Consider the following 14,191-nt stretch of genomic DNA (forward strand, 5'->3'; position numbering starts at 1 on the left):
CCGCCACGCTCACGCGCTTTTCTTCTCGTCGTCTTCGCCGCGGTTCAGAAACGCCGTTTCAAGATCTTTTTGCAACTCTTTGGCGCGCGCGACATACGCCTCGTTGTCTTGTGGCGCGACGTCGGGACGCCAGACATCGGCCAGTTCGCGCACCGATTTACGGTCGTGATGATAGAACAGCCGCTGTGCCTCTGCTGCCTCGTACTCTGACAGGCCCATTCGTTCGAGCACATAGCGTCCCGCACGCAAGGAGCTGTCGAACATCTCCCGTACGATGTCATTCGCGCCCGCCTGATACAGGTTGTAGACGTCCGTACGGTCATGCGCGCGTACGACGATATGCAGATCCGGGCGCTCCTTGCGCGCGTAGCGGACAAGGGCGCGGGCCGATTTTTGATCATCGAGCGACACGACAAGCACCTTTGCGTCGGCAAGACCGGCCTTGCGCAGGATGTCTGCGCGGGTAGGGTCGCCCAGAAACGCCTTGAACCCAAAGCGGCGCATTACCGCTATGGTTTCGGGGTTGTGATCAAGCACGACGGTATCGAAGCCCGACGCCTGGACCATCCGGTTCACCATCTGCCCAAAGCGCCCGACACCCGCGATGATAATCGGCCCTGCGGTGTCGATTTCGTCTTCGGGAGGGGCAATCGACGTATCCACACTGCGTTTTGAAATGACTTCGTACAGGATGAACAGCAGCGGTGTGATCAGCATCGACAGCGCAACGACCAGCAACAGGGTTTCTGCGACGGCGTCGGGCATCACGCCGGTCGCGACCGAAAAACTGACGAGCACGAAGCCGAATTCACCTGCCTGGGCCAGCCCAAGGGCAAAGAGCCACTTGTCCCGTCCCCGCAGTCTGAATAACCGCCCGAGGATGGACAGGATCAGGCCTTTTACAATGATGACGAGCAAGGCCATGCCGACAATTACCAGAGCATTCTCGGCCAGAAGCGTGAAGTTGATACCGGCACCGACGGTGATGAAGAACAGGCCGAGCAACAGGCCTTTGAATGGCTCGAGATCGGTTTCGAGCTCGTGTCTGAATTCAGAGCTGGCCAGCACCACGCCCGCCAAAAATGCGCCCAACGCGGGCGAAAGGCCGACAAGCATCATGATGAACGAAATGCCGACGATGATGAGCAGGGCAAGCGCGGTGTACATCTCGCGCAGTTTGGCCAAGTGAATATAGCGGAACACCGGACGGGTGAAAAACACACCGGTTAGTATTATTCCCGCGATGGCACCAACCGTCACAAGCGTCACACCCCAGGCCGGTAGGCTGTCGATCAGATTGAACGCGGCTTCGGCGGCAGCCGGGCCATGGGTGTCTGCATGTCCCTCCGTGGGCAGATCCGTCACCCGCGAGATCGAGCCGTCGGGCGATACCAGAGCTTCGGAGCGCGACACCGCGAGCAGCGGCAGAAACGCGAGGATGGGGATCACGGCGATATCCTGCGTGAGCAGAACCGAAAAGACCGAGCGTCCGCCTGCCGTCTGCATCAAGCCCTTTTCCGTCAAGGTTTGCAGAACGATGGCAGTCGAGCTGAGCGACAGGGTAAGCCCGATCGCCAGTGCGACGCTCCAGCTTTGGTCGTAGGCCATGGCGATGCCCATGAGCGCGAGCGTGCTGACGGTGATCTGCAACCCGCCCAGACCCAAGAGTCGGTGGCGCATGTCCCAAAGGGTACGCGGTTCAAGCTCAAGCCCGATGAGGAACAGCATCATCACCACGCCGAATTCGGCGAAGTGCTGAACGTCCTGCGTTTCCGAGCCAACGAGGCCGAGAAGGGGACCGATCAGGATACCTGCAGCCAGATAACCCAGCACCGATCCCAGCCCCAGCCGAGCAGCAATCGGCACCGCGATGACGGCGGCGGCAAGATAGATCGACGCTTGAAACAGAAACCCTTCCATGGCGGTCCTTGTATGTTACCTGCACGATCAGGTGGGAAGAGGACCATCCCGCTTGAGCTGGTCCATAACGATCTGGCTGTGGACGCGTGACACAGCTTTATGCGGCAGCAGCACGTCGTGAATCAACCGGTTCAACGCAGGTAGGTCGACACAGTAGACCCGCAAGAGATAATCCGCATCCCCCGTCATCGTCCACGCGCTCACGATTTCGGAACGGGCAGCGACCAGTCGCGCAAAGCTTTGCGAATGATCGGGGCCGTGAATGGCAAGATGAACCTGCACAAACCCTTGGACCTGCAAACCGAGCCGGCGGGGATCGAGGCGAGCGGTATAGCTTTCGATCACACCGTCCGCTTCCAGCTTCTGGCGACGTCGTCCGGCCTGTGAGGCCGAGAGATTGAGCCTGTCTCCAAGTTCCTGCGCTGTCATCTGCGCGTTCTGTTGCAACGCCTCGAGCAGCCGGGTGTCTGTGTCGTCGATCACTATGCGGGACTTTCACGCTGTTTCGTCATTATATGCGCAGAAGGCACGCAAACATCTATAAGTTTAAGTGAAAAAGCGCGAATGTCGTGCCTTCGGTGCTGTATCTTGAAACAAACCGCACATTCAAGGAGGTATCCAATGGGTCCGTTTCCCCACGACGCGCCGAAATCGAAGATCACGCAAGATAACCCTGCGGGTACCGACGGGTTTGAATTCGTCGAATTCGCCTCTCCTGATCCCGAGGAACTGCGCGTGGTGTTTCGCAAGATGGGCTATACCCACGTTGCCAACCACAGAACCAGGGACATCGAGCTATGGCAGCAGGGAGACATTACATATGTGCTGACCTATGACCGGGATTCCTTCGCCGCCCGGTTCGTTGATCATCACGGCCCTTGCGCCCCCTCGATGGGATGGCGGGTCGTCGACGCGCAAAAGGCGCTGGCCCATGCAGTGGCCAATGGTGCGCAGGAATACACCGGCGACGGCAAGGTTCTGGACGTGCCGGCAATCATGGGAATCGGCGGATCCCTTCTGTATTTCGTGGATCAGTATTACGACACGTCGCCCTACAACGGGGAATATGACTGGATTGCACAGTCCAAGCCTGAAGGCGTCGGTTTCTATTACCTCGATCACCTGACGCATAATGTGTTCAAGGGGAACATGGACCGGTGGTTCAAGTTCTACGGCGATCTATTCAATTTTCGGGAGATCCGTTTCTTTGACATCGAAGGGAAGTTCACGGGCCTTTTCTCGCGGGCGCTTACCTCGCCTTGCGGGCGGATCCGAATCCCCCTGAACGAGGATCGTGGCGAGACGGGACAGATCGTGGCCTATCTCAAGAAGTATAACGGGGAGGGAATCCAGCACATCGCGGTCGGTGCGCGCGATATTTATGAGGCGACAGATGCGATCGCCGAAAATGGACTGAAATTCATGCCCGCCCCGCCGGCGACCTACTACGACTTGTGCGCGGACCGCGTGGTTGGGCACGCAGAGCCGATCGACCGGATGAAGAAACACGGCATCCTGATTGATGGAGAAGGTGTGGTCGATGGCGGTGAAACGCGGATCCTGCTTCAGATCTTTTCGAAGACTGTGATTGGTCCGATCTTTTTCGAGTTCATCGAACGTAAGGGAGACGACGGCTTTGGCGAAGGCAACTTCAAGGCATTGTTCGAAAGCATTGAGCAGGAGCAAATCGACAGCGGGGAGTTGGCCGGGATATAGCGCGCGAGGTCTGATCCAATTGCGCGCAGGCCCTTCGGCCCCGCGCATTACATTTATTCGGACATCGCCCGTCGCTGCGTAGGCGCGCCGGACGCATCAGCTGCTCGGGATTTTCAGGACGACATTCCGTCCTCTTTTGGTGTAGCGCAGTTCGTTGTCTCCGATGGCAGAGACCTGGCCGCCGTCGATGCGGTCACCGACACGTACTTTCTGGTATCTGCCGTTAGACAGGCGCACCAGCGCGCGCCGGCTCGAAGGTTTTCCATAGACCCCGATCAGATTCACACTACGCAGATTGATTGCATTCTTCACCGTTGCGCTGCGGGCGACGGAGGCCTTCGAAGGGATGCTGGGGGCCACGGCGCGTGGCGCGACAGAGGCGGCGACACGTTGCTCCACCGGGGCTGCACGGGCTGCCCGCTTGACGATACGGGAAAAGTTGCGCGGGCGAGTGTCGGGACGCCGTGATTGGGCGATGGCGAACTTCGTTGCGTCGCTGATCACAGGATCGCTTGCCGGTGGCAGGGCAAGGGCTGCGGCAGCCGCCGCCGCCGCTGCAGCAGCCGCACGGTTTTGCTCCGCTTCCCGGGCCGCTTCCAGTGCAGCTTGCTCGGCCTCTTGAGCTTCGCGCGCCCGGTCTTGTATGGACCGGGGGCGTAACGCCGGGCGGAACACGGCCAATTCGACCCGCGTGACGCCGCCCAGCTGTGATCTCTCGGTATTTTCAGCGAACCCGATGGGCCGTGTCCTTGGTCGAACATCAAGAAGCGGCGAGACGGGCGCGGCCGCCGGCGGCGCAACCGTGTCGCGTGAGACGATTTGGGGCGGCTTGAGCGGCGGGCTTGCTGCGACCAAGGTGTAACCTTCGGGCGTTACGATTCCCTCGGGCGTGGGGACCCACAGGCCTCGGCTATCGATATTCGCCGGTTGACCGAAGGGCGGCGGCGACACGACGGCGGCCAGCTGGACATCGGTGTTCAATCCTTCGGGCGCGGGCAGGGCAATGGCATCGTTCGAGGCGCTGACGGGGTCGAGGCTGCTGCGATATGCGGTCTCCGCCGGGATCTCGGGCTGTGCAAGCGATGTATCAGGTGCAAGAGGCCAGATGCCGCTTACAGCGTAGCGCGCGGCGGCTTCGCTTTGGGTGATTACGGGCCGTTCGGGTTCGCCGCTGGGGCTTTGAAGTGCGTCCAGGATCGCGCTGTCCTCGGCTGACAGCACAGGATCGAGTGCTGCCAGATCGACCGCCTCGTCGGCTGCCGCGTCGTCCGGGCGCGCATCGTCGGGAACGCGAATGACTTCGGTCGTCGCTTGGTTCTCAGGTGCGGATGCGACCGCGCGATCATCGTTGCCCCGCAGAAGGCCAGCGATGCCGTCGTCAAGGAATACAGCCGCCCAAGCGGCGACGCCAGCAAGCAATATCAACAGGATCACCGTCATGATCAAACCGAGAAAACGTGGCTTGCCACCGATCTCGTCGGAGCTGCGTGCACCGAAGACGGTCATGCGTTGTTGTTCGTTGCCAGCTGCGACTACCGGGGCCACGGGCGCGGGCACCGGCGCGGCAGCACCGGTACGCGGTTTGCGACGGCTCAAAAAGCCGCCTGCCTTGGCGATATCATGGGTCGCCGCTGCGTCTGCGGCAACGGGGGTCAGCGAACTGCTGTCGGGGGCGGGAGTTGCGCGCGAGGCGCCGCCCAGAGAAGGTGCCGCGGCTGGATTGGGTGTGCCGCGAACCGTAGAGAAGCCGAGTGTAGCTTTGTCGTCGGACGGCGCGGCAGGTTTCGGTTGGCTTACCTTGCGCGCCGACACGAGCGCCGGTTTTTTCGGCTCGGATGAAACATCCGGCGATGTGTCCGCGGCAGTCGATGCGTCCGCAGCGGGCGGTGTGTTGTCAGGCTGCGGGGACTCAGAAGATGTGGTGGCTGCGGCGCGTGGGGGCGTTGGCTCCGGTTTTGCGGCGGCATCCAGTGTCGCAGTGTCCTTGGCGCGAGAGGGTGCGGGTTGTGCTTTTGGTGGCGGGGCTTGGGCCGCGGTCGACTGTTCCGTCACATTCGGCGCTGCGCCGGCGGGCGCGGTTTCCGGCTCAGCGGTGGGCTTCGCAATGGAAGTGTCGGCGGCAGGGGGCTCGGAATCCGAGGGGGAAGGCGTTTTTTCGATCTGGCCAACGACAACGACCGCGATGCCATCCGGCTCGAGGGTCTCATCTTCGCCAAGAAGTGCCGCCGCGGCATCCGTCATGCCAAAGAAAGGCTCTCCCAGAAAAGGTGCATCGCCCGGTATGGCGACAAAGCTGACCGGGTGGAAACGGTGCTCCTGCGCGAATCCCTCAGCTTCGGCCAGCGTCTCGCGGGCGACAGCGGCCACGTGAGTCGTCGGTCCGTCCATTGAGATGTCGTAGGCCAGTTCCTCAATCTCGTAGGGGGTCGCGTTGAAAAGAGCCGTCTCGGCGGCCTTGCGCCGCGCGGCATCGGACAATCCGGGGGTTTCGACGGTCAGATATTTGATCTGTTCAGCGGGAATGATCAGCTTGGTCCGCAGACCGGATGGATCAAGGCTGACGGCGGTGCGGCGCAAAACAGCCAACTCTCCCGCCAGGTCCGGAGAAGCGACCCCGACTTCACCCACTTCGCGCCAGCCACCGGCGGCACGATGGAGGAGCTTGATCCCTTCGAAGGACAGCGAAAGAGCGAAATTAGGCTTCATGCCATGCCTTTATCACGGGTGCAGTTGACCGACAACTTTATCGAAAGCCAGACTAGAACAGCACGCAGCGCATGAAAAGACCGGACACGGGTTTCGGCGGTCTGCCGCAGAGCGCTCCCATCGCACCGCGCTGGCACGATGGGAGCACGTCGTGTCACGCTACGCGACTGCTTTGGCAAGCGCCTGATCAAGATCCGCGATCAGATCTTCGGGGTTTTCGGTTCCGATGGACACGCGCACCAGACTAGGCCCCGCACCGGCGGCTTCCTGCTGTTCGGGGGTCAACTGCCGGTGGGTGGTCGATGCGGAGTGGATGATCAGCGAGCGGGTGTCGCCGAGGTTTGCCACATGGCTGAAGACTTCGAGACTGTTGACCAGCTTCACGCAAGCCTCATAGCCCCCCTTTACGGCGAAGGTGAAAAGCCCACCCGCGCCTTTGGGGCAAACTTTCTTGGAACGCTCATAGTAGGGTGAAGATTCCAGACCGGCATAGGTCACGTAATCGATCCGGTCGTCCGCTTCGAGCCACGCCGCGATCTTTTTGGCGTTCTCGACGTGACGATCCATTCGCAGGCTCAGTGTTTCGGTGCCCATCAACGTATAATGCGCGGCTTGCGGGTTCATCGTCATGCCCAGATCGCGCAGGCCGATGGCGATACCGTGGAAGGTGTAGGCCAGCGCGCCGAACGTCTCTTGGAACTTGAGCCCATGATAGGCAGGTTCCGGCGCGCTCAGGGACGGAAACTTGTCCGTCGCGGACCAGTCGAACGTGCCCGAATCCACGATGCAGCCGCCAGTCACTGTGCCGTTACCTGTCAGGTATTTTGTTGTCGAATGGACGACCAGCGTGGCGCCGAGTTCGATCGGGCGCACCAGATAGGGTGTGGCGGTGGTGTTGTCGATGATCAGCGGAATCTGCGCATCGTCCGTAATATCGGCGATGGCGCGCACGTCCATGATGTATCCGCCGGGGTTCGCGATCGCTTCACCGAACACTGCGCGCGTGTTTTCATCGATCGCGTCGCGTACGGCGTCGAGATCATCGAAGTCGACGAATTTACATTCCCACCCAAATCTCTTGATCGTGTGCGTGAACTGAGTGACGGTGCCGCCATAAAGCCGGGTCGATGCGATGATATTCTTGCCCGGGCTCATCAGTGGAAACAGCGCCATGATCTGTGCCGCATGGCCTGACGAGCAGCATACAGCACCCGCACCGCCTTCGAGCGTCGCGATCCGCTCTTGCAAAACCGCGACGGTCGGGTTGGTCAGGCGGGAATAGATGAAACCGACCTCTTGCAGATTGAACAGTGCCGCCGCGTGATCGGCATCGCGAAAAACATACGCCGTCGTCTGATAGATCGGTGTCTGTCGTGCGCCAGTAGCCGGATCCGGGCGGGCGCCTGCATGAATTTGCAGGGTATCGAAACCGTAGGTAGGGCCGTCTGTCATCGGATTGTCTCCTGTTGAAAATTCTGATTTCTGGTTACGGGATTGGCTTTCGCCAGACAAGGGATCGGGTTGTCCAAAGGAAATCCTTTGGGGGTGCAACCCCGCCCCGGGAAAACATTCCGTTGCCGCCGCGTGTTCCGGAACCTGTGTTCTTCGGGAAACAGGTCGGCCAATCGGAAGCATACTTGTAAAGTATGTTGACGGGTTGCTGAGGATAACATACATGCAAAGTATGTTTCAGCAGGAGTCTCAGAATATGGGCAAAGTAGAAAATATCTCGGCAGGTAAACCTTCGAAAAATGTGAAGGGCGCACCCTCGTCGACAGCGGCCACGCGCGCGGAGCGTCGTGAGCGGCGGATGGAAAAGATCTCGAAAGCGTCGACCGTGACGTTCACGCTCGAGCTTCCGGTGCGCAAGTTCATGGATGCGCAAGCCAAAGCTGCGGGTATGAACATGACGCATTACATGCAGATGTTGGTTGAGACACATGTGATCGACACAGCGCCTGCGGACGATGCGCTTGCGCTGCGGCTGGCGGCAAAACGACATGTGATCGCGCGCGTTGTTGCCTTGGCGACGGACATGGACGCGGCCGGTAAATTCGACGACGATTTCATCCTGAAAGTCATCAATGAAGCACAGGAAGAGGACGGTTTTGTGGAACAGTACGATCTTGCGCTGGGCGGGCCGGAAACCGCGGGAACCCGTGCGGGTGACCGTGCGCGCACGTCGATGAACCAGCAGATCGGTCGCGTGATAAAGAAGGCTGTTGGTGCGCGCTCGAAGCGAACCGAGAAAGGCAAGATCGCCCGGGCACAGGTCCAGGACGCGATGATTTCAACCTACACGCTGCTCGAAAAAGCGGCGTAACCCAAAGACGGCCCAGTCACCTTGGGTGACAGGGCCGTTACCTGCGCCGCTGAAGTGCGGTTATCTCATCCAGTATCCGTTTGATTTCAATTGATTGCGGATCGCTTGCTCCTTTCGGGGCAGGTGGTTTCGATCAAAAAGCGCGCGCGCTTTCTGCCCACGGCCCTGATAGATCATCCGCTTTATCGGCTCGTATGACTTGAGCACTTTCTTGAGCTTGTTGGGCGCCGTCACCCGTTCGAGCACCTCGACCACGTGATCGCTTTCGCGCGCATACAGCAGCGGCAACATTCGGTAGTGGCAACTGACCGCACCGTCGAGAAAGCCTGCGGGAAGCGTATCGCGCCCACCGCCCAGTGCATGGATCACGAGGGGCAGGGCGACTTGGTCCAGCCACGGATCAAAGCTTTGCGCGCAAAGCTCGACTGGCGGTGCGTCACGTATCGCCAGCGCGTATTCGAGAAACCTGGCACCGAATTCATGCGGACAGCGGTAAAAGAAAAAGCCCGCGTTAAAATAGAGATACCGGCGCCAGTATTCATCGGGTTGCGAGGTATCGAGCGAGCTTTCGAACTCCAGCCCGAACTTGTCATACAATGATTTCCACAGGCCAGTGTAGCCCGGCCCGTAAAGCTGCGGATCGGGCCAGGTATTTTCACGCCGCATCGACGCTGTCGGGCGGTCGAAATCAAAGGGTAACGTCTCAAGATCCCCTGTGATCAATGTGTCCGTGTCGAAGAAAACGAAAGGCTCGCCTTCGGGCAGGGCGGACAGCATCTCGATCTTGTTTCCGAATGGATAGGCCGCGCCGAAATGACGGCTCTCGAACGGAACGATCTGCGCGCCCATCTCTTGAAGTGCCTCGCGTACGGGCGGGTTGCGGATCGTTGGATCCTTGGGCCACAGCGGCCCCGCCTGCGGCTCCGCGACAATGATTTTACCGCGGAAACTTGGGCTTGCCGCACGCAGAGATGCAACAAAGATAAGCGCCTCATAGGCTAGCCGCCCCTGTTGCCCGACGATCACCACATTGAAATTTTGTCGAGACGCAGCCTCGGGTGCCATGCTCAGTCCTCGCTGGCCGTTTTGCGTGGCCTCTTGTTTTTGCGTCAGTATAGGGTGCACCGCATATTTTGAAAGATGCCTTTTCCGGTGAAGAATACCCGAAGACGTGGATCCCCGCTCTCATTTTCGCCGTTCTCGTCCTCGCTTCGCCGGCAGAAAGCGGACCATAGATACATGTGCCGCCAGTAAAGAATGCTGGCGCAGGGCTGGCAGTATCCAAGGACCGACATTCTCTCTGATTGCGAAAACACGCAACTTTGCGATCGCGCGACGGTCCTGGTGCCGCGCGCGCGGTCACAGCCAAGCCTGATGCATCGCTTACAGTCCGCGATAAAACCGCTGCGGGGTAACGATGTCTTTCGGAAGAAGTGGTGGGCGACCCTGGAATCGAACCAGGCGTGCGTCTCCGCGAGGGAGTTACAGTCCCCTGCCACACCTTGCGGCCTGTCGCCCACTGGCGCGGTGATTACCTGTGAGGACCCAAGGCGTCAACCGCAAAACCAACGCCCCACACTGAAATTCGCATGGCGCGAAAACGGGATCGCCCCAACGATTGTAGCGCCGGATCGCTGAGTTTTTCCGGGCCAAGAGATCTTTCAAACCTGAACCCTGCAGTGCTGCGTCTGCCCCCCTTTCGAAGGTGTCGCAGCAAGGGCGCGGTTGATCTAATGGTAACGCGGGGGGGGGCTGTTGAAGGGAGCGATGCACGGTTCCGGGCGAGAGAGGCTTGGCTCGCTGAGCGCGATTGGATAGACGACACGAAGCGCGCCGATGCGGCGCAGGATCAGGGGGCCGCGATGAAAAAACCCAAGTGGGTCGTTCAGAAAGAACAAGACAAGAAGGTCGAGGCGCGTGAGACGTTGTGGCTGTTCGGGTTGCACGCGGTGCGCGATGCGCTGGAAAATCCCGCGCGCGAGAAACTGCACCTGATGGTGACACCCAACGCACAAGCGAAGCTGGAAGAAGCGATCGCTGCGTCCGGTATCGAAGCTGAGGTCGTCGATCCGCGCAAATTCCGTCCGCCGATTGATCAAGGGTCTGTGCACCAAGGCGCGGTGCTGGAGGTCAAGCCGTTGGACTGGGGCCGGCTGGAAGATGTGTGCATCGGCGATACGGCGCCGCGTGTGATCCTGCTTGATCGGGTCACGGACCCGCACAACGTCGGCGCGATCCTGCGGTCGGCTGAGGTGCTGGGCGCGTCTGCCGTGATCGGCACGCGCCATCACTCCGCGCCTGAGACAGGCGCGCTGGCCAAGACCGCATCAGGCGCGCTGGAACGTCAGCCCTATTTGCGGATCCGCAATCTGGCGGACGGTATCCGCGCGCTTCAGGACATGGGGTATCTCGTGCTGGGTCTGGACGGCGAGGCCGAGCAGACAATCGAAGCGGCGGTGGCAGGCAAGCGAGATCGGCCCGTGGCCCTGGTTCTGGGCGCGGAAGGACCGGGATTGCGCGCCAAGACTCGCGAAACGGTCGATGCATTGGTGCGGATTGACGCAGGAGGCGGGTTCGGATCGCTCAACGTTTCAAATGCCGCTGCCATCGCCCTATATGCCACCAAGAACCATAGTTGAAGGAGAGCAACCATCGCCCGGCCAACGAAAATCGCGACGTGCTGCCATTGCGGCACCCGCGCCATGCTGACACTGGATACGGATCATCACACGTTGACCTGTCAGTCCTGCGGCGCACCGCTCAGCGCGCTGAAAGCATTGCCGGTGCCGCAGACGCAAGCAGCACCCGCTGCCGTCAGCCATCAGACCCCCGCGAAGATCCGCAAACTTCCCAAGGCGCGGCCGGTCAAGAGTACTCGCAAGCGGAAAAAGGGTAAAACCATGTGGCGCAAGATCGCAGAGGAAGCGTTTGATCTGGTTGAGGATATCTTCGACTGAACCCCGGTATCCGGCGGATTTTTGCGCATCTCAGCGCTGAAATGACCGGTGCCTCTGTTGTCGTGTGCCTGAATGCATATCTGATGTACTGAGCGGCGGTGCCCGGAACGCACCGTCGCAAATTGTCCCTGTTCCGCACTTTACGCCCTTTGGTTCACCTGAAGGGCGTTTTTTTTGGGGGCGGTGCCCAGTCGGGGCTTTTCGGGTGTGCCGCAACGCGGGTAGACTGTTCTCATGCGGTATTCCGATATTTTTCTTAAAGAGATCCTGTCGCGCACCAAACGGATCGCGGTTGTGGGGGTATCGTCGAACCCCATTCGTCCGAGTTACTTCGTCGCGCGGTATCTCTCGTTGCGCGGCTATAACGTGGTGCCGGTCAATCCCGGCCTCGCGGGCGAGACGTTGTTTGGTGCGCGCGCCGTCGCAACGCTTGCCGATATCGAAGGCCCGGTGGATATGGTCGATATCTTTCGCCGTTCGGAGGCTGTGCCGGCAATTGTGGACGAGGCGCTGGAGGTCCTGCCGGATCTGCGCACGATCTGGATGCAGATCGGGGTCGAACATGTCAAGGCGGCGGCCAGGGCCGAAGCGCGCGGTATCGACGTCGTTCAGAACCGCTGTCCCAAGATCGAATACCAACGCCTGTTCGGTGAATTGCGCAAGGGCGGTTTTGCAACCGGTGTCATTTCGAGCAAGTTGTAAGACGCGCAACCCGTGGTTATCGCGACGCTTTCTCGGCGACGCCGGACTGCGATTGGCGCTGTGCAAGCTCGGCCAACACATCACCGAGCGGTACATCCCGCGCCGCCAGCATGACCAGAAGATGATAGAGCACGTCGGCAGCCTCGGATGTCAGCGCCGCCTTGTCGTCGCGCACGGCTTCGATGATCGCCTCGATGGCTTCCTCGCCGAATTTCTCGGCGCATTTCTCGGGCCCTTTCGCCAAAAGCTGTGCTGTCCAGCTTGAAGCCGGATCGGCGCTCTTGCGCGCGAGAATGGTGGCGTAGAGATCGTCGAGCGTCATGCGAGCCTCATCGGAATACCGGCGTCGGCCATGTGTTGTTTCGCCTGTTGAATGGTGAATTCGCCGAAATGAAAGATCGACGCGGCCAGAACTGCCGATGCGCCGCCCTTTTTTACCCCTGCCACGAGATGATCGAGCGTTCCGACACCGCCAGAGGCAATCACCGGCATGCTCACCGCGTCCGAAATGGCGCGGGTGAGCGGCAGGTTAAAGCCTTGTTTGGTGCCATCGCGGTCCATCGAGGTCAGCAGGATTTCACCGGCGCCTTTTTCCATCATGGTGATGGCGAATTCGACGGCATCCATACCGGTCGGCTTGCGTCCGCCGTGGGTGAATATCTCCCACCGACCGGGTGCCACCGTCTTGGCGTCGATGGCCGCCACGATGCACTGGCTGCCGAACTGGTCGGCGGCGGCGGCGACGACATCCGGGTCGGCCACGGCGGCGGAATTAAAGCTGACCTTGTCCGCGCCCGCGAGCAGAAGCGCGCGCACGTCTACGGCGGTCCGCACGCCGCCGCCTACGGTCAAAGGGATATAACAATGCTCTGCCGTGCGGCGCACCAGATCGAACATGGTACCGCGGTTTTCATGGGTCGCGTGGATGTCGAGAAAGCACAGTTCGTCCGCGCCCGCCGCATCATAGGCGATAGCGGCATCGACCGGATCGCCCGCATCCCGCAGGCCGACGAAATTGACGCCTTTGACCACACGGCCATCGGCGACATCGAGACAGGGGATGATGCGGGTTTTCAGCATGTCAGTGGTGTAATCCGGTGGCCCGCGCGTGGCAAGCGGGGGCAGGGGGCTAGGTGCGCAACGCGTCCAGCGCGGCCCGCAGATCAATTGCTCCATCGTAAAGCGCGCGGCCCGAGATTGCACCGTCTATCACGCCGGTCGCCTTTAGCGCGTGGAGATCATCGAGCGAGGACACCCCGCCGGACGCGATCACCGGGATCGACACGGCGCGCGCCAGATCGGCAGTCGCAGCGACGTTCGGGCCGCCCATCGCACCATCACGCAGGATGTCGGTATAAATGATCGCGGCGACGCCTGCATCTTCGAAGGACTTCGCGAGATCGGTTGCCATCACCCCGGTTTCTTCAGCCCACCCCTTGGTGGCGACACGTCCGCCCCGCGCGTCGATGCCTACGGCGACCTGACCGGGAAACGCGCGCGCCGCGTCGCGCACCAGATCGGGGTTTTCCACCGCCACCGTGCCCAGGATCACCCGCGCAAGGCCCTTGTCGAGCCACCGTTCGATCGTGGCCATGTCACGGATGCCACCGCCCAACTGCGCAGGCACTTTGCAGGCCTTCAGGATCGCCTCGACCGGTGCGGCATTGACGGGGGTACCTGCAAACGCGCCGTTGAGATCAACAAGATGCAGCCAATCACAGCCCGCAGCCACGAATTCAAGCGCCTGCGCGGCAGGATCGTCGTTGAACACGGTCGAACGCTCCATATCGCCGTGCACAAGCCGCACGGCCTGACCGTCTTTGAGATCAATTGCGGGGTAGAGGATCATGCGGGGCATCCTTTGCAG

13 protein-coding genes and 1 tRNA gene are annotated in these 14,191 nt (G+C 60.6%); 5 read left to right on the forward strand and 9 right to left on the reverse strand.

The window, feature by feature from the left end:
* Positions 1-9 precede the first annotated feature (9 nt).
* The gene (locus Q1A06_RS01055; RefSeq protein ID WP_299557771.1) at positions 10-1,920 is read right to left on the reverse strand and encodes a cation:proton antiporter; all 1,911 of its coding nucleotides are present in this window, start codon (positions 1,918-1,920) and stop codon (positions 10-12) included.
* A 27-nt stretch (positions 1,921-1,947) separates the two neighbouring features.
* The gene (locus Q1A06_RS01060) at positions 1,948-2,403 is read right to left on the reverse strand and encodes an Lrp/AsnC family transcriptional regulator (protein ID WP_299557773.1); all 456 of its coding nucleotides are present in this window, start codon (positions 2,401-2,403) and stop codon (positions 1,948-1,950) included.
* A gap of 138 nt (positions 2,404-2,541) precedes the next feature.
* Between Q1A06_RS01060 and hppD the strand changes: the two genes are divergently transcribed.
* Positions 2,542-3,636, forward strand: a complete 1,095-nt coding sequence (gene hppD / locus Q1A06_RS01065; protein WP_299557775.1) for a 4-hydroxyphenylpyruvate dioxygenase — start codon at positions 2,542-2,544, stop codon at positions 3,634-3,636.
* Between the two features lie 96 nt (positions 3,637-3,732).
* Here hppD and Q1A06_RS01070 read toward each other — a convergent pair whose 3' ends face one another.
* On the reverse strand, positions 3,733-6,342 hold the full coding sequence (locus Q1A06_RS01070) for a hypothetical protein (protein WP_299557777.1): 2,610 nt from the start codon (positions 6,340-6,342) through the stop codon (positions 3,733-3,735).
* 159 nt (positions 6,343-6,501) lie between these two features.
* Entirely contained in the window at positions 6,502-7,794 is a 1,293-nt protein-coding gene (locus Q1A06_RS01075) for an O-acetylhomoserine aminocarboxypropyltransferase/cysteine synthase family protein (protein ID WP_299557779.1), read from the reverse strand.
* Positions 7,795-8,050: 256 nt separating this feature from the next.
* On the opposite strand from Q1A06_RS01075, the gene Q1A06_RS01080 reads away from it, so the two are divergent.
* The gene (locus Q1A06_RS01080) at positions 8,051-8,665 is read left to right on the forward strand and encodes a hypothetical protein (protein ID WP_299557781.1); all 615 of its coding nucleotides are present in this window, start codon (positions 8,051-8,053) and stop codon (positions 8,663-8,665) included.
* 60 nt (positions 8,666-8,725) lie between these two features.
* Here the strand turns inward: Q1A06_RS01080 and Q1A06_RS01085 are convergent, their stop codons facing one another.
* Both Q1A06_RS01085 and Q1A06_RS01090 read right to left on the reverse strand, forming a co-directional pair.
* Positions 8,726-9,730, reverse strand: a complete 1,005-nt coding sequence (locus Q1A06_RS01085) for a hypothetical protein (RefSeq protein ID WP_299557783.1) — start codon at positions 9,728-9,730, stop codon at positions 8,726-8,728.
* Positions 9,731-10,099: 369 nt separating this feature from the next.
* Positions 10,100-10,183 (reverse strand) — tRNA-Tyr (locus Q1A06_RS01090).
* A 344-nt stretch (positions 10,184-10,527) separates the two neighbouring features.
* Here Q1A06_RS01090 and rlmB point away from each other — a divergent pair.
* The 3 genes from rlmB to Q1A06_RS01105 all read left to right on the forward strand — a co-directional run bounded on the left by rlmB (position 10,528) and on the right by Q1A06_RS01105 (position 12,324).
* Positions 10,528-11,304, forward strand: coding sequence for a 23S rRNA (guanosine(2251)-2'-O)-methyltransferase RlmB (gene rlmB / locus Q1A06_RS01095; RefSeq protein WP_299557785.1), 777 nt, complete (start codon positions 10,528-10,530; stop codon positions 11,302-11,304).
* A 63-nt stretch (positions 11,305-11,367) separates the two neighbouring features.
* Positions 11,368-11,622 (forward strand): hypothetical protein, encoded by a 255-nt coding sequence (locus Q1A06_RS01100; protein ID WP_299557787.1) that lies wholly within the window; start codon positions 11,368-11,370, stop codon positions 11,620-11,622.
* Positions 11,623-11,856: 234 nt separating this feature from the next.
* Positions 11,857-12,324 carry a CoA-binding protein gene (locus Q1A06_RS01105; RefSeq protein WP_299557789.1) on the forward strand — a complete coding sequence of 156 codons (468 nt, stop codon included), beginning with the start codon at positions 11,857-11,859 and terminating at the stop codon, positions 12,322-12,324.
* A 16-nt stretch (positions 12,325-12,340) separates the two neighbouring features.
* On the opposite strand, the gene Q1A06_RS01110 is transcribed toward Q1A06_RS01105, so the two are convergent.
* The 3 genes from Q1A06_RS01110 to hisA are packed head-to-tail and all read right to left on the reverse strand — an operon-like array spanning position 12,341 to position 14,173.
* Positions 12,341-12,646, reverse strand: a complete 306-nt coding sequence (locus Q1A06_RS01110; protein ID WP_299557791.1) for a phosphoribosyl-ATP diphosphatase — start codon at positions 12,644-12,646, stop codon at positions 12,341-12,343.
* On the reverse strand, positions 12,643-13,404 hold the full coding sequence (hisF, locus tag Q1A06_RS01115; protein ID WP_299557793.1) for an imidazole glycerol phosphate synthase subunit HisF: 762 nt from the start codon (positions 13,402-13,404) through the stop codon (positions 12,643-12,645). Before hisF ends, Q1A06_RS01110 begins: the two co-directional genes overlap by 4 nt.
* A 49-nt stretch (positions 13,405-13,453) precedes the next feature.
* Positions 13,454-14,173: a 1-(5-phosphoribosyl)-5-[(5-phosphoribosylamino)methylideneamino]imidazole-4-carboxamide isomerase gene (gene hisA, locus Q1A06_RS01120; protein WP_299557795.1), complete on the reverse strand. Its 720-nt coding sequence runs from the start codon at positions 14,171-14,173 to the stop codon at positions 13,454-13,456.
* Between the last annotated feature and the right edge of the window lie 18 nt (positions 14,174-14,191).

It is taken from the genome of uncultured Sulfitobacter sp., from assembly GCF_947497275.1.
Taxonomy (GTDB): Bacteria; Pseudomonadota; Alphaproteobacteria; order Rhodobacterales; family Rhodobacteraceae; genus Sulfitobacter.

What these genes read in the sequence shown, in the direction of transcription:
- Q1A06_RS01055 (WP_299557771.1), bottom strand. Translation starts at nt 1,920, where the DNA reads ATGGAAGGGTTTCTGTTTCAAGCGTCGATCTATCTTGCCGCCGCCGTC.
- hppD (WP_299557775.1), top strand. Translation starts at nt 2,542, where the DNA reads ATGGGTCCGTTTCCCCACGACGCGCCGAAATCGAAGATCACGCAAGAT.
- Q1A06_RS01070 (WP_299557777.1), bottom strand. Translation starts at nt 6,342, where the DNA reads ATGAAGCCTAATTTCGCTCTTTCGCTGTCCTTCGAAGGGATCAAGCTC.
- Q1A06_RS01075 (WP_299557779.1), bottom strand. Translation starts at nt 7,794, where the DNA reads ATGACAGACGGCCCTACCTACGGTTTCGATACCCTGCAAATTCATGCA.
- Q1A06_RS01080 (WP_299557781.1), top strand. Translation starts at nt 8,051, where the DNA reads ATGGGCAAAGTAGAAAATATCTCGGCAGGTAAACCTTCGAAAAATGTG.
- Q1A06_RS01085 (WP_299557783.1), bottom strand. Translation starts at nt 9,730, where the DNA reads ATGGCACCCGAGGCTGCGTCTCGACAAAATTTCAATGTGGTGATCGTC.
- rlmB (WP_299557785.1), top strand. Translation starts at nt 10,528, where the DNA reads ATGAAAAAACCCAAGTGGGTCGTTCAGAAAGAACAAGACAAGAAGGTC.
- Q1A06_RS01100 (WP_299557787.1), top strand. Translation starts at nt 11,368, where the DNA reads ATGCTGACACTGGATACGGATCATCACACGTTGACCTGTCAGTCCTGC.
- Q1A06_RS01105 (WP_299557789.1), top strand. Translation starts at nt 11,857, where the DNA reads ATGCGGTATTCCGATATTTTTCTTAAAGAGATCCTGTCGCGCACCAAA.
- Q1A06_RS01110 (WP_299557791.1), bottom strand. Translation starts at nt 12,646, where the DNA reads ATGACGCTCGACGATCTCTACGCCACCATTCTCGCGCGCAAGAGCGCC.
- hisF (WP_299557793.1), bottom strand. Translation starts at nt 13,404, where the DNA reads ATGCTGAAAACCCGCATCATCCCCTGTCTCGATGTCGCCGATGGCCGT.
- hisA (WP_299557795.1), bottom strand. Translation starts at nt 14,173, where the DNA reads ATGATCCTCTACCCCGCAATTGATCTCAAAGACGGTCAGGCCGTGCGG.